Source organism: Metallococcus carri, assembly GCF_011440275.1.
In the GTDB taxonomy this organism is placed as follows: domain Bacteria; phylum Actinomycetota; class Actinomycetes; order Actinomycetales; family Dermatophilaceae; genus Metallococcus; species Metallococcus carri.
On sequence record NZ_JAAOIV010000001.1, the window covers coordinates 1 to 13,189 of the forward strand.

The 13,189-nt window shown below is 69.3% G+C and carries 13 protein-coding genes and 1 pseudogene; 6 read left to right on the forward strand and 8 right to left on the reverse strand.

Going from position 1 to position 13,189, the window contains the following annotated elements; all coding sequences use genetic code 11:
• Positions 1 to 395: 395 nt before the first annotated feature.
• On the reverse strand, positions 396 to 1,169 hold the full coding sequence (locus tag G9U51_RS00005; RefSeq protein ID WP_166191384.1) for an isoprenyl transferase: 774 nt from the start codon (positions 1,167 to 1,169) through the stop codon (positions 396 to 398).
• Positions 1,166 to 1,903 (reverse strand): DNA repair protein RecO, encoded by a 738-nt coding sequence (gene recO, locus G9U51_RS00010; RefSeq protein WP_166191387.1) that lies wholly within the window; start codon positions 1,901 to 1,903, stop codon positions 1,166 to 1,168. Before recO ends, G9U51_RS00005 begins: the two co-directional genes overlap by 4 nt.
• 97 nt (positions 1,904 to 2,000) lie before the next feature.
• On the opposite strand from recO, the gene G9U51_RS00015 reads away from it, so the two are divergent.
• Entirely contained in the window at positions 2,001 to 3,539 is a 1,539-nt protein-coding gene (locus G9U51_RS00015; protein ID WP_166191390.1) for a phytoene desaturase family protein, read from the forward strand.
• Positions 3,540 to 3,603: 64 nt separating this feature from the next.
• On the opposite strand, the gene G9U51_RS17010 is transcribed toward G9U51_RS00015, so the two are convergent.
• Both G9U51_RS17010 and G9U51_RS17950 read right to left on the reverse strand, forming a co-directional pair.
• Complete coding sequence (locus G9U51_RS17010) at positions 3,604 to 4,269, reverse strand: excalibur calcium-binding domain-containing protein (protein ID WP_235945258.1); 666 nt, start codon at positions 4,267 to 4,269, stop codon at positions 3,604 to 3,606.
• A gap of 147 nt (positions 4,270 to 4,416) precedes the next feature.
• Positions 4,417 to 4,701 (reverse strand): annotated as a pseudogene (locus tag G9U51_RS17950) (DUF2510 domain-containing protein); the annotation flags it as partial.
• 33 nt (positions 4,702 to 4,734) lie between these two features.
• Here G9U51_RS17950 and G9U51_RS00035 point away from each other — a divergent pair.
• Both G9U51_RS00035 and G9U51_RS00040 read left to right on the forward strand, forming a co-directional pair.
• Positions 4,735 to 5,376 (forward strand): alpha-ketoglutarate-dependent dioxygenase AlkB, encoded by a 642-nt coding sequence (locus G9U51_RS00035; RefSeq protein WP_166191393.1) that lies wholly within the window; start codon positions 4,735 to 4,737, stop codon positions 5,374 to 5,376.
• A 140-nt stretch (positions 5,377 to 5,516) separates the two neighbouring features.
• Positions 5,517 to 6,293 carry a serine hydrolase gene (locus G9U51_RS00040; RefSeq protein WP_166191396.1) on the forward strand — a complete coding sequence of 259 codons (777 nt, stop codon included), beginning with the start codon at positions 5,517 to 5,519 and terminating at the stop codon, positions 6,291 to 6,293.
• 3 nt (positions 6,294 to 6,296) lie between these two features.
• On the opposite strand, the gene G9U51_RS00045 is transcribed toward G9U51_RS00040, so the two are convergent.
• Together G9U51_RS00045 and G9U51_RS00050 are read right to left on the reverse strand one after the other, a co-directional pair.
• Complete coding sequence (locus tag G9U51_RS00045; RefSeq protein WP_166191378.1) at positions 6,297 to 6,824, reverse strand: hypothetical protein; 528 nt, start codon at positions 6,822 to 6,824, stop codon at positions 6,297 to 6,299.
• 16 nt (positions 6,825 to 6,840) lie between these two features.
• The gene (locus G9U51_RS00050) at positions 6,841 to 8,076 is read right to left on the reverse strand and encodes an aminotransferase family protein (protein WP_166191399.1); all 1,236 of its coding nucleotides are present in this window, start codon (positions 8,074 to 8,076) and stop codon (positions 6,841 to 6,843) included.
• An 80-nt stretch (positions 8,077 to 8,156) separates the two neighbouring features.
• Between G9U51_RS00050 and G9U51_RS00055 the strand changes: the two genes are divergently transcribed.
• Positions 8,157 to 8,948 (forward strand): maleylpyruvate isomerase family mycothiol-dependent enzyme, encoded by a 792-nt coding sequence (locus G9U51_RS00055; RefSeq protein ID WP_166191402.1) that lies wholly within the window; start codon positions 8,157 to 8,159, stop codon positions 8,946 to 8,948.
• Positions 8,949 to 8,988: 40 nt separating this feature from the next.
• Positions 8,989 to 9,450, forward strand: a complete 462-nt coding sequence (locus tag G9U51_RS00060; RefSeq protein ID WP_166191405.1) for a hypothetical protein — start codon at positions 8,989 to 8,991, stop codon at positions 9,448 to 9,450.
• A 75-nt stretch (positions 9,451 to 9,525) separates the two neighbouring features.
• Here G9U51_RS00060 and leuA read toward each other — a convergent pair whose 3' ends face one another.
• Positions 9,526 to 11,268, reverse strand: a complete 1,743-nt coding sequence (leuA, locus tag G9U51_RS00065) for a 2-isopropylmalate synthase (RefSeq protein ID WP_166191408.1) — start codon at positions 11,266 to 11,268, stop codon at positions 9,526 to 9,528.
• A 359-nt stretch (positions 11,269 to 11,627) separates the two neighbouring features.
• Here leuA and G9U51_RS00070 point away from each other — a divergent pair, with 359 nt between their 5' ends.
• Positions 11,628 to 12,353, forward strand: a complete 726-nt coding sequence (locus tag G9U51_RS00070; protein ID WP_166191411.1) for a S1 family peptidase — start codon at positions 11,628 to 11,630, stop codon at positions 12,351 to 12,353.
• 65 nt (positions 12,354 to 12,418) lie between these two features.
• Here G9U51_RS00070 and G9U51_RS00075 read toward each other — a convergent pair whose 3' ends face one another.
• A complete protein-coding gene (locus tag G9U51_RS00075; protein ID WP_166191414.1) occupies positions 12,419 to 13,081 on the reverse strand; it encodes a GntR family transcriptional regulator in 663 nt (220 codons plus the stop codon).
• Between the last annotated feature and the right edge of the window lie 108 nt (positions 13,082 to 13,189).

Here is a 13,189-nt window from a genome sequence, read left to right on the forward strand (position 1 = left end):
ACTGCACTCCTGGTGCAACGACCGACCCCCCGCCGAATACGAATCCCTGCACTACGCTCACCCGCAACACCCTGCCGAAAACCCCTCGGCGGGAAAACTCAGCCTCCACTGAACCCGGGGCGGTTCAACCGGCCGCAACCCCTGACACCGCGGTCGCCACCCCGACACCGTCAGCGCCACCGGCCCACCACCGGCCGCAACCCCTGACACCGCGGTCGCCACCCCGACACCGTCAGCGCCACCGGCCCACCACCGGCCGCAACCCCTGACACCGCGGTCGCCACCCCGACACCGTCAGCACCACCGGCCCACCACCAGCCGCAACCCCTGACACGACAGCGCCCAAGGGGGACCGTTCGGACTAGCGGCGACCCTCGGAGCGCTCGACCGGTAGGTCAGCGGGATTTGTCGACCGCGCCGCCGAAGCGTCGGTCGCGCTCGGCATAGATCTGAATCGCCCGCCACAGGTCGCGGCGGGTGAAATCCGGCCAGAGCGTGTCGAGGAACACCATTTCGGCATACGCCGATTGCCACAGCAGGAAGTTGCTGGTGCGCTGCTCCCCCGACGAGCGGACGAACAGATCGACGTCCGGCATATCGGGCCAGGTGAGATAGCGACCGATGGTGCGTTCGTCGATGGCGGACGCCTTCAACCGACCCGCCTCGACGAGTTCGGCGATGCGGCGTGCCGACTGGGCGATCTCGGCCCGGCCGCCATAGTTCACGCACATCTGCAGCGTCATCACCGTGTTGTCACGGGTGATCTCCTCGGCCCGCCGCAACTCCTTGAGCACCGACCGCCACAACCGCGGCTGCTGGCCCGACCACCGGCACCGCACTCCCCAGGAGTTCAGCAGGTCCACCCGGCGGCGGATGACGTCGCGGTTGAAGCCCATCAAGAAGCGCACCTCGTCCGGCGAGCGCCGCCAGTTCTCGGTGGAGAACATGTATGCCGACAGGTTCGGCACCCCGGCCTCGATCGCTCCGGCGATGACGTCGATGAGCTGTGCCTCACCGGCCTCGTGGCCCTTCGTCCGCGGCAACCCCCGCTGATTGGCCCACCGCCCATTGCCGTCCATCACCAACGCAATGTGTTGTGGGACAAGCTCTTTGGGTATGACGGGTGGTTGCGCCCCGCTCGGATCGGCAGGCGGGCGGACGGGCGTCATACGGTCTCCGATCGGTCGACGAGACGCAGCGAGCGGACGCCGCGCTCCAGATGCCACTGCACATAGGCGGCCACCAGGCCGGTCGCTTCGCGGCGTACTTCGGGCGCCGACGCATCGGCCACCGGCCAGTCGGCGGTGAGCAGCGCGGACAGCAGGGTGAAGGTCTCCGGCCGGGGCGCGCCCGATCCGGGGGTGCGACAGGACGAGCACACCGCGCCGCCGCTCGCCAGGTTGAACGCGCGATGCGGCCCGGGCGCACCACACCCCGCGCAGGATTCGAAGCTCGGCGCCCAGCCGGCGATCGCCACCGCCCGCAGCAGGTAACTGTCCAGGATGAGCCCCGGTGAGTGCGCCTGCCCGGCCAACGCGGCCAGACCCCCCGCGAGCAGGTTGAACTGCTGGATGACCGCCTGCCCCTCCTCGGCCAGCCGGTCCGCGGTCTCGAGCATCGCCGCGGATGCGGTGTAGGCGGCGTAGTCGCGCGCGATGAAATCGCCATAGGGCGCAATGAGTTCGGCCTGGGTGACGGTGTCGAGCGAACGCCCCTCGTAGCACTGCAGATCCACGAGCATCCCCGGTTCGAGCCGCGACCCGAACCGCGACTTGGTGCGCCGCACCCCCTTGGCCACCGCGCGCACCTTGCCGCGCCCGCGCGCCAGCATCGTGATGATGCGGTCGGTCTCACCCAGCTTGTGGGTGCGCAGCACAATCGCCACGTCGCGGTAAGTCGCCATAACCCGTCCATTCTCGCCGACGCCGGTGGCGGGAGCCGTGCGCCTCCCCGGTGAGGGCGCGACTACGCTCCCAACCCAGCCCGCACGAAGGAGCACCATGACCCAGCCGTATGACGTCGTCATCGTCGGCGGCGGCCACAACGGCCTGACCGCTGCCGCCTATCTCGCGCGGGCCGGACGACGCGTGCTCTTGCTCGAACGCAGCGAATCTCTCGGTGGCGCAACGGTTTCCGCCGAGGCGTTCCCAGGGATGGGCGCCCGCCTCAGCCGGTACTCCTATCTGGTGAGCCTGCTGCCGCAGCGCATCGTGGACGACCTGGGTCTCGACATTCGGCTCGCGCGGCGACGCTACTCGTCATACACCCCGCTGCCGGGATCCGACCGCGGACTGCTGATCGACAACGGCGACCCGGCTGCCACCCGAGCATCCTTCGAGCGGGTCGGTGCCGCCGGAGACGCCGGAGCCTGGCCGGACTTCTACGCGCGGACCCACCGGCTGGCGCAGGCTCTGTGGCCGACGGTGACCGAGCCGCTGCGGCGCCGCCGCGATATCGATGCGCTGGTCGGCGATACCGGCCTCACCCACGACTTCGTGGACCGCCCGCTGGGCGAGGTGATCGAGGCAAGTTTCACCGACGATCTGGTGCGCGGATTGGTGCTGACCGACGGGCTCATCTCGACCTTCGCGAGCCCGCACGAGGCCGATCTGCGGCAGAACATCTGCTTCCTCTACCACGTGATCGGCGGCGGCACCGGCGACTGGGATGTGCCGATCGGCGGCATGGGCCAGGTCTCCGGCGAGCTCGAACGTGTCGCCCGGCAGGCCGGCGCGACCCTGCGCGCGGGCACCACCGTGACCGGCATCGACGACGGACGGGTCACCGTGCAGACCGCCGACGACATCACGACGATCGACTGCCGGGACATCCTCTGGGCCGCCGCGCCGGCCGTGCTCGATGAGCTGATGGACGCGAGCTTCGACCGGGTCGAGGGCGCCCAGGTGAAGGTCAACCTGCTGCTGTCCCGACTCCCCCGACTGCGCGAGGACGTCGACCCGGCCGCCGCTTTCGGTGGCACCTTCCACATCAACGAGACCTACAGCCAGTTGGAGAGCGCGCACGCGAGGGCGACCGCGGGCGGCATACCGGATCCGATGCCGGCCGAGATCTACTGTCACTCGCTCACCGACCCGAGCATCCTGTCGGCTGAGTTGCGGGCGTCCGGCGCGCAGACGCTCACCGTCTTCACGCTGCAGACACCGGACCGATTGCTCGACGGGACAACGGAGTCCGTGCGCGACGAACTGCAACGACGAGTCCTCGACTCCCTGTCGTCGGTGCTCGCCGAGCCGATCGACGACGTGATCATGACCGGTCGCGACGGCGCACCGTGCATCGAGACCCGCACGACCCGCGACCTCCAGGCGTCGCTGGCGATGCCCGGCGGCAATATCTTCCACGCCCCGCTCGCCTGGCCGTGGGCCAGCGACGACGAACCGCTCGACACGCCCGCGCAACGCTGGGGTGTGGCGACGCCGTATGACGGGGTCCTGCTCGCCGGCGCCGGTTCGCGTCGCGGCGGCGGGGTGAGCGGCCTCGGCGGCTACGCCGCCGCCCAAGCCCTCCTCCACCCGTAGCCACAACACCCGTAGTAGAGGAATCCGGCGGTTATTGCCGCCGCTCTTCCGCCGGGCGCTGCACCTACTCGCAGGCGACGCCGTCCCCGTCCCGGTCGAGCCCGGCGCGATAACCGGGATCGCCGCGATAGAGCGGAGCCTTGCCGGCAGCTCGCACCGCAGCGCAGTTCTTGTAGTAGGCCGAGCCGCTGCCCGGGTCCGCGAAGCCATAGGTCGACGACGGGCTCGGGTCGGGTGCAGGTGCAGCGACCGGCGGCGGTGCCGCGGCGGACACTTCGCAGGCCACGCCGTCACCATCGGCATCGAGTGCAGCCCGATAGCCCGCGCTGCCGCGCAGCAACGGAGCCTTGCCCGCGGCCCGGACCGCATCGCAGTTGCGGTAGAAGACCGCCGGTGGAGCCGCTTGCGTCTCGCGCGGCGCAGGCGCGGGGGCCTTCGGCGCGGCCGCCTGGGTCTGGCGTGGCGCAGCCGCCTGGGTCTGGCGTGGCGCAGCCGCCGGGGCCTTGACCTTCGGCGCGGCAGCCTGAGTCTGCCGCTTCGTGCCCGCCTTGGCCGCACCCCTCGCGGGCGCGGCCGCCTTCGTGCTCGCTGGGGCGGTTGCCGCGAGCGCCTGCACACTGGAGGTCGACGACGTCGTCGATGACGGTGACGACGTGGTGTTGCCCCCTCCCATCGCGCTGCCGATCATGCCCACCCCGACCAGGCCGGCGAAGCCCACGACGGGCACCATCCACCAGCGGGACCTACGCCGCTCTGACCGGCCCGCCGGGCGCGCGGTGGCTGGCGAGGTCGTTGGGCCCGCGGCCGGTGGCATCACGGCGTGGCGAGGAGCCGAAACCTGTTGTGCTGCTGGACGATTCATGGTCGGCGGCGGAGTGAGTCGCGGAGCGGTATGCGCAGTCCACGCCCGTCCATCCCAGTAACGCAGCTGCCCTGCAACGCGAGGGTCCTGATACCAACCAGCCGGTGTGCCCGCCATGATGCCTCCCCAACACGCGCCGGACTCCCTCAGCCCGGCGATCCGCCCCGCGGTGCCGTGGCGAACGGGATGAGTTTGGAGCTCGACGCGGCCGCCCGACTTCACCCCAAGGGGTGACACCCGTTGGCTCACCCGGGGCGACCAGCCCAGCCGCCGCTCCGCGACAGCCCGTCTCAACCTCATGACATTCTTCGAACATATGTCTAAGATCGCGGTATGACGTTCGCGCTCCAGGGCTCACTGCTCGACCAGGTCGACGAGGTCGGCCTGCGCCCGCTCGCCGGCGCGGTGCAGCGCACCGTCCTCACCCGCGGCGCGTGGCTCGATCTACGGCCGGGGTGGCTCACCGGAGCCGACGAACTCTTCAGCCGACTAACCCTCGGCGGCCCGGCCGGCGTCGAATGGCACGGCGAGCGAAGAGTCATGTGGGACAAGGAAATTGAGACACCACGACTACTGCGCTTCTACGACGAGGGCGAGCGCCTGCCCGACCCGGTGCTGACCCAGGCACGAGTGGCGCTGTCCGACTACTACCGCGACGAGCTCGGCGAGCCGTTCCGCACAGCCGGGATGTGTCTCTACCGCGACGGGCGTGACTCGGTGGCCTGGCACGGTGATCGGGAGGGCCGGGCATCCACCCAGGACACCATGGTCGCGATCGTGTCGATCGGCTCGCCCCGTGCGCTGCACCTGCGACCCGCCGGCGGCGGCGAGAGCGTCCGGCAGGTCCTCGGCCACGGCGATCTGATCGTGATGGGCGGCAGCTGCCAGCGGACCTGGGAGCACGCCATACCCAAGACCGCTCGTCCGGTCGGTCCACGGATCAGCATCCAGTTCCGTCCGCGCGGGGTGCGCTGAGCGGCGCGACACCGTTCACGGCATACTCACCAGGTCTCCACAGGGAGCACTCAGCGGCGCTACTGTGCTCGGTCATGCACCGTCGAACCGTCACTCGGCGTCTCGCACTCGTCGGAAGCGCCAGCACACTCGGGCTGAGCATGACGCTTCTCGACACCGAGACGGCCGCCGCCTCGACCTCCAGGTCGCAACTTGCCGCGAGACTCGTGGCATACCAACGTCAGCGCGGCGGCAATATCGCGCTCGCCATCCATGACGTCCGCAACAACAGCTACTGGGGCTTCTACGACAGCTGGCGCAACGAGACGCTCAGCATCGTCAAGGTGCTGATCCTGGCCACCGTGCTGCGCCGCTGCCAAGAACGCGGTATCGCGATGACCTCCACCCAGAAGTCACAGGCCTACGCGATGATCACCCGCAGCGACAACACCGCCGCGAACTCCCTGCTCACCTGGGCCGGGGTGGCCAATGTGCGTCGCGTCGCCGGGCTCTACGGCCTGACGAGCACCTACGTCAACGGCGGCACCTACGCCGGCGGCTACGACTGGTGGGGCTACTCCACCACGAACGCGCGCGACCAGATCCGGCTGCTCAACGGCGTGATGTACGGCACGACGGTGCTCACCTACACCAACCGCGAATACCTGAAATCGCTGATGCGACAGGTGGTTTCGTCGCAGCGATGGGGCGTGAGCGTGCCCCCACTGCCGAGCAGCAATGCGTGGTGGACCAAGAACGGCTGGGGTCCGCGCTCGGGCGGCTACCGGCTGAATTCGATCGGCCACATCTCCGGCAACGGCCGCAACTACAACGCCGCGATCCTCACCCGCGCGCCCGGCGGCTTCTACTACGGGCTCGACACCATCAACGGCGTGTCGCGGATCCTGTATGACGCCCTCGCCACTCCGCTGACCTGACCCTCAGTTCGACGCGACCGAGCCGATGATGATGAGAACGAAGAGCACCGCCACGACCGCGAGCAGCGCCCACACGCAGCCCTTGCCGGGCACCGGCTGCTTCTCGAAACCGATATTGCCCTTGCTGAACTGCGTCAACGGGCCGCGATAGAACACCGGCACGGTCTGGCCGGGCGCGACATCGATCACCTGTTGCGCCTGGCCGTAGGTCCGCATCCACTGCATGTCGACATCGACCTGGTGTCGCCCGGCCGGCACGGGGTAGGTGTTTTCGCCATACCGAGCCGGCACGTGGCGACCATCCAGCCGCACGCTCGGGGTGATGATGCCTGAGGTGAAGGCATTGCCCTGCAAGGTCACCTGCACGAAGCCCTGACCTGCGCCGCCGCCCTGCCAGCCGGCCGGCGGAGCGCCATACGGGCCGGGCTGACCGGGAGCCGGCGGAGCGCCATACGGGCCGGGCTGACCCGGAGCCGGCGGACCGCCATACGGGCCGGGCATCGGTGGTCCCTGTCGGGGCTGGTCGGTCATCGGGCTCTCCCCTCGTCTAGAGGCGGTCCAGCGCTCGCGCGGTCACCTCAGCGAGCTGACCCACCTCGTCGTCGGTCATCACGAACGACGGCGAATACTGTATGCCGCCCACGCCCACCGCGCGGGTTGCGACGCCAAGTTCACGCATGCGGACGGCCAGGGGCGCGGCGAGCGAGGCATCCTTCAGCTGCACCGCGGCCACGGCGCCGGTGCCACTGCGCACCTCCTCGACCTTGTCGTGCGCGGCGAGCGGCGACAGTTTCTCGTGCAAGGTGCCCTCGAGCCGGGCAGCCTCGTCGATGAGCTGCTCGCGCTCAAGAATCTCGAGATTGGCGAGCGCCACCGCGGCGGCGACGGCGTGCCCGGAATAGGTGTAGCCATGGCGCAGCCACACCCCGGCGTCGGTGCCGTAGAACACATCGGCGACCTTCGGGGCGACCAGCACGGCGCCCATCGGGATGTACCCCGAGGTCAGCCCCTTGGCGGTGGTGACGAAGTCCGGCTCGAGGCCGAATCGCGTTGCGGCGAACCAGGATCCGCCGATCCGGCCATATCCGGTGACGACCTCGTCGGCGACGAAGAGCACTTCGTTCTCGGTGCAGATCTTGCGCACCGCAGTGAGGTAGTCGGCCGGCGGCGGGTAGACACCACCGGCGCCCATCACCGGCTCGCAGAAGAACGCCGCGACATTCTCCGCGCCCAGGCCCTCGATGGTCGAGCGCAGCGACTCGGGGTCGTCCCAGGCGACATGGGCCTGGTCGTGGACCAGCTCGCCATACCCCTCGGTGTTGCCCTTGAGGCCGCCGAGCGCGGTGCCGGCGTAGTGCATGCCGTGATAGGCCTTCTCGCGCCCGATGATGTAACGGCGGGTCGGCTCGCCCTTCTCCACCCAGTAGCGGCGGGCGATCTTGGCGGCGGTCTCGACCGAGTCCGAGCCGCCGGAGGTGAAGAACACCTTCGAACCCGGCACCGGCGCGATGCCGGCCAGCCGCTCGGCCAGGTCGATGGTCGGCTGGGTGGCGTAGTCACCGAAGGTGCTGTATGCCGCGAGCGTGCTCGCCTGACGGGCCGCGACCTCCCCCAGCTCGGCGCGGCCGTGACCGACATTGGCGAACCACAGGCCCGCGGTCGCGTCGAGATATTCCGTGCCGTCGCGGTCCCAGACCCGGGTGCCCTCGCCTCGCACCAGGACGAACTCGCCGTCCCGCTCGATCGCACCCATGTCGGAGAAGGGGTGCCACAGCGCGCCCATCAGTCCACCTCAGTTCGTCGTCGATTGCCACCGCCGAAAATAGCGTGCGGCTGTCGGCGGCCGGTTCTACTGTCCGCGGTATGACGCAGCCACCCTCCTTCGCGCCCATCCTGGCGGCCGAGTCGGCACATTTTCGCGATGTGCTCGCCGGTGCCGACCCGGGTGCCCGCGTGCCGACCTGCCCCGACTGGGATGCCACCGACCTGCTGTGGCATCTCGCCGAGGTCCAGTGGTTCTGGGGTCAGATCGCTGCGCGCGATGTCACTCCCGACGAGCTGGAGCACCCGGCGCGGCCGCAGGATCGAGGTGAGCTGCTGGCCTTCTTCGACCAGGCCGACGCCGACCTGCGGTCGGCCCTCGAGGCACTTTCGGCGGACGAGCCGCGGTGGATGTGGACCCAGGACCCGGCGCTGCACGTCGCCGGCTATCTGCTGCGCCGCCAGGCCCACGAGGCGGCCATCCACCGCATCGACGCCGAGCTCACCGCGGGCGTGGCGGTCACCGATCTGGACCCGGACTTCGCCGCCGACGGCGTCGAGGAGGTGGTGCGGGTGATGTACGGCCGCGAGCACCGGGCGCTCACCTTCACCCCCGATGCCGGCCGCATCGTCGCCCTGGTCGCCGACGATGTCGACCAGCGGTGGCTGCTGCAGCTCGGCCGGGAGGGTGGCGAGGTCGCGGGTCATGGCACGGTCGACGATGCGAACTTCCGCCCGGTCGAGACCGGGGAGCCCGTAGCGACGATCACCGGCAACGCGCAGGATCTGGACCGGTGGTTGTGGAACCGCCCGACCGCGCGCCCGCTGCGGCGTAGCGGGGACGAGTCCGTCCTCGCCGCGCTCGATGAAATCCTCACCGAAGGTTTGCAATAGCGCGTCTCGTGCGACGCCTCGATCTGTCAGTATTCGCGGCATGGATGAGGAGTTCGAGACCCGCACCCGGCGCCGCCCGTCCGGTCCGGCGAAGCTGACCACGATCATCGGCGTCGCACTCCTCGTGCTCGCCGTCTACTACCTGCTCGCGCCGGTGCTGTACCCCGGCCAAGGTGGCAATGTCGCGTGCGGCAGCGCCCTGTCGCCCGAGACCCGCACCTTCAACAAGGCCGTCTGCAATGGCGCCACGCAGCCCAACCTGATGCGGGCGATCGCCCTCGCGGTCATCGCCGTCGTCGTCGCGGGCCTCGGCCTGCTCTTCTACGGTGTCGAATCCGAGACGCTGCGCCGCCCGGTGAGCCGGGCCGAGGACGACACGGACGAGGACGACGACTTCGACGACCCGCCGCGCCGCCCGGTCCGGACCGAGCCTGCCGGCCGCTCCGAGCGGCCCGACCGGCCGGGCCGACCCGGCCGCCCACGCCGCAGCTACGACGACTGAGCTCGCAGCTCACCACCCGAGTGAACCGCCTGCAACAGCGGCCGGCGCATCGCCATACCACCGCTACGGCAACGGCTACTCCGTCCCGGCGCGCTCGGCCCGGTTGAGCGCCGACAGGATGGCGCGCAACGAGGCCTTCACCGTCGACTCGTGCATGCCGACACCCCACAGCACCCGCTCGCCGACCGCGCACTCGACATAGGCCGCGGCGCGCGCGTCACCACCGGCGGACAGCGCGTGCTCGGCGTAGTCGAGCACCCGGACGTCGACCCCGATCCCGGACATCGCGGTGAGGAAGGCGTCGATCGGGCCGTTGCCGCGCCCGTGGATCTCGACCTCCTTGCCGTCGACGCGCACCACGGCGTCGAGCACCTCGCGCCCGTCCTCGCTGTCGCTGGTGATCGTGGACCGCACCGGCTCGAACCGGCCCCAGTGGTCGGCGGCGGCCGGGTCGTAGAGATATTCGTCCTGGAACAGCGCCCACAGCTCGGCCGGTGTGACCTCGCCGCCCTGGCTGTCGGTGCGGCGCTGCACGACCCCGCTGAACTCGATCTGCAGCCGCTTGGGCAGGTCCAGTCCGTGTTCGCTCTTCAGCAGGTATGCCGAACCGCCCTTGCCCGACTGGCTGTTGACCCGCACCACCGCCTCGTAGGTGCGGCCGATGTCGTGCGGGTCGATCGGCAGATAGGGCACGCCCCAGACCAGCTCGTCGAGTTGTTTGCCGGACTCGCCGACCTGGCGGTCCATGTCCTCGAAGCCCTTCTTGATCGCGTCCTGGTGCGAGCCGGAGAACGCGGTGTAGACCAGGTCGCCGCCCCACGGGTGGCGCTCGGGCACGCGCAGCTGGTTGCAGTATTCGACGGTGCGCCGGATCTCGTCCATGTCGGAGAAGTCGATCTGCGGGTCGATGCCCTGGCTGAACAGGTTCATGCCGAGCGTCACCAGGCACACATTGCCGGTGCGCTCGCCGTTGCCGAACAGGCAGCCCTCGATCCGGTCCGCACCGGCCAGATAGCCCAGCTCGGCAGCCGCGACGCCCTCACCGCGGTCGTTATGCGGGTGCAGGCTCACGACCACCGACTCGCGGCGCTCCAGATGACGGATCATCCACTCGATCGAGTCGGCATACACATTGGGCGTCGCCATCTCGACGGTGGCGGGCAGGTTGATGATCATCTTGTGGTCCGGCGTCGGGTCGATGACGTCGATGACCTCGTTGCAGATGCGCACCGCGAACTCCAGCTCGGTGCCCGTGTAGGACTCCGGCGAGTATTCGTAGTAGACGTCCGTCTCGGGGACGGTCTCCTCGAGCTTCTTGCACAAGCGCGCGCCCTGCAACGCGATGTCGACGATGCCGTCCTCGGGCAGGCCGAAGACCACCCGGCGCTGCAGCACCGAGGTGGAGTTGTAGAAGTGCACGATCGCGGTCTTGGCGCCGCGGATCGCATCGAAGGTGCGCTCGATCAGGTGGTCGCGGCATTGCGTCAGCACCTGGATGGTGACGTCGTCGGGGATGTGGCCGCCCTCGATGAGCTCGCGCACGAAGTCGAAATCGGTCTGACTGGCGCTCGGGAAGCCGACCTCGATCTCCTTGTAGCCCATCCGCACCAGCAGCTGGAACATGCGCATCTTGCGCTCGGCGTTCATCGGGTCGATGAGGGCCTGATTGCCGTCGCGCAGGTCGACCGCGCACCAGCGCGGTGCCTGGGTCATGACCCGGTCCGGCCACGTGCGATCGGGCAGGTGGACCTTGATCTGGTCGGAGAAGGGGACGTACTTCGCCGTCGGCATACCGGACGACTGTTGCGGGTGGATCATCTGCTCGCCTTTGCGGGATGTTCGGAGGGTCTCGGCCCTGGCATCACACAACTCCGCGGCGAGGAAGGCCGATGATCAGGCCTCGCCGCGGCGGCCAAGGAGGAGCAGGTATGCCGTCCGCACCCGCCCACCATAGCGACCGGCCCCCTGGGTGACGACCACCTGGTGGTCAGAAAGTCCGGCATACGGACATTCGTCAAGGTGAGCTTGTCGGCTCGTTAGCGGCAGCCCAAAAGTCGGTCATCTTTTCGTCAAACCTGCCGATCGGGGGCGCGCCGCGCTCCCCCGGCGTGATCGGGTGAGTTCGCCGCCCGGTCAGAAGCCGGGACCCCACGGCACTCGTGCGAGGAAGGAACACCATGAGCAAGACGATGCGATCGCTCGGAGCAGTCACCGCTGCCGTAGCGCTGGCAGGGCTCGGCGCACCCGCCGCCCACGCGTCGACCAGCGGCAAGATGGACCCCAACATCGTCGGTGGCACCACGGCGAGCAACCCGGCATACGTGCAGTTGATCTTCAGCGACGGCACCGGCACCTACGGCTGCACCGGTGAGGCGATCGGCGCGCAGTGGGTGCTGACGGCCAAGCACTGCATCTCGGGAGTGCAGTGGATGGACGTCTACTACAGCAACAGCACGACCAACCGCGGTCCGGCGATCGCGGCCGACCGGGTCTACGGCTCGCCGTATGGCGATGTCGCGCTGGTGCATCTGTCCGCCGCTAAGACTCTCGCTTCGTACGCCAAGATGGCCAACTCCTACACCCCGGTCCCGGGCGACACCGGCACGATCTACGGCTACGGCCTGCGCGCGAACAGCCAGCCAAGCTCGGGCCTGTACAAGGCCACCGTCAACGTGCTCGGCTCGAGCACGGATGCCTACGGCGGCAGCGCGATTCACGTCAAGGGCGTCGACGGCGCGTCCAACCACGGTGACTCCGGTGGCCCGCTCGTCATCAACGGCCTGATCGTCGGCGTCTGCTCCACCGGCGACACCGCCGACCCGGGCGCCAACATCAACGCCAGCTCCAACTACGCCAACCTCACCCCGAGCCGCAGCTGGATCAAGACCACGTCGGGGATCTGACCGACGCTGATCGACAAGGTATGACGAGGGGCCGGGTGGGCATGCCACCCGGCCCTTCGGCAGGTCTACTCCAAGGCATCGCGCACGATCGCGGCCGTGCGCTCGTAGTGCTCGCGCAGCAAGCGGGTTGCCTCGTCGGCGTCGCGGGCGAGTGCTGCGTCGAGTAGCCCGCGGTGCTCGCCGGCGACATCGCGATCGGGCTCGTGCACCTGCGACAGGCGCCGGTAGAACTCACCCGCGTCGCGCAGCGTGCGCGCCATGCCGAGCAGCCAGCGGCGGGTGCAGCCGGCGAGCAGCGCGTCGTGGAAGGCGACGTGGGCGCTCTCCCAGTCGTCGCGCAGCTGTGGCGGGTCGTCGTCGCTGAGCATGGCCGTGCGCTCGAGACGGTGGTGCGCTGCGACTAGCGCCGTCTCCCAGTCGATGTCACCGTGCTCGATCGCGTGCCGCAGGGCCAGGGTCTCCACGTCGATGCGCGTCTCGGTGAGGTCGTCCAGATCCTCGACCGACACCTGCCGCACCCGGAAGCCGATGCGCGGCTCGGACTCGACCAGCCCCTGCTGCTCCAGTCGGGTCAGCGCCTCCCGGACCACGCTCACGCTCGCCCCGTAACGCTCGCACAACGGCGCGAATTTCAGGCGCTCCCCGGGCGGATGCACCCCCGTGATCAGGTCGGCGCGCAGGGCGGCGTGCACCGCTTCGATGGTGGCGCGCTGCTTGGTCTCGGGCATGCACCCCAACCTAGCAAGATGCCAATGTGCAGGAATATTCGAATATCTGTTGAACTTTCACGAATCGAGGCGTACAACGGTGACCTAGATCACGCAGCAGGAGAAGGA

What these genes read in the sequence shown, in the direction of transcription:
- G9U51_RS00005 (WP_166191384.1), bottom strand. Translation starts at nt 1,169, where the DNA reads ATGACGCCCGTCCGCCCGCCTGCCGATCCGAGCGGGGCGCAACCACCC.
- recO (WP_166191387.1), bottom strand. Translation starts at nt 1,903, where the DNA reads ATGGCGACTTACCGCGACGTGGCGATTGTGCTGCGCACCCACAAGCTG.
- G9U51_RS00015 (WP_166191390.1), top strand. Translation starts at nt 2,001, where the DNA reads ATGACCCAGCCGTATGACGTCGTCATCGTCGGCGGCGGCCACAACGGC.
- G9U51_RS17010 (WP_235945258.1), bottom strand. Translation starts at nt 4,269, where the DNA reads ATGGTGCCCGTCGTGGGCTTCGCCGGCCTGGTCGGGGTGGGCATGATC.
- G9U51_RS00035 (WP_166191393.1), top strand. Translation starts at nt 4,735, where the DNA reads ATGACGTTCGCGCTCCAGGGCTCACTGCTCGACCAGGTCGACGAGGTC.
- G9U51_RS00040 (WP_166191396.1), top strand. Translation starts at nt 5,517, where the DNA reads ATGACGCTTCTCGACACCGAGACGGCCGCCGCCTCGACCTCCAGGTCG.
- G9U51_RS00045 (WP_166191378.1), bottom strand. Translation starts at nt 6,824, where the DNA reads ATGACCGACCAGCCCCGACAGGGACCACCGATGCCCGGCCCGTATGGC.
- G9U51_RS00050 (WP_166191399.1), bottom strand. Translation starts at nt 8,076, where the DNA reads ATGGGCGCGCTGTGGCACCCCTTCTCCGACATGGGTGCGATCGAGCGG.
- G9U51_RS00055 (WP_166191402.1), top strand. Translation starts at nt 8,157, where the DNA reads ATGACGCAGCCACCCTCCTTCGCGCCCATCCTGGCGGCCGAGTCGGCA.
- G9U51_RS00060 (WP_166191405.1), top strand. Translation starts at nt 8,989, where the DNA reads ATGGATGAGGAGTTCGAGACCCGCACCCGGCGCCGCCCGTCCGGTCCG.
- leuA (WP_166191408.1), bottom strand. Translation starts at nt 11,268, where the DNA reads ATGATCCACCCGCAACAGTCGTCCGGTATGCCGACGGCGAAGTACGTC.
- G9U51_RS00070 (WP_166191411.1), top strand. Translation starts at nt 11,628, where the DNA reads ATGAGCAAGACGATGCGATCGCTCGGAGCAGTCACCGCTGCCGTAGCG.
- G9U51_RS00075 (WP_166191414.1), bottom strand. Translation starts at nt 13,081, where the DNA reads ATGCCCGAGACCAAGCAGCGCGCCACCATCGAAGCGGTGCACGCCGCC.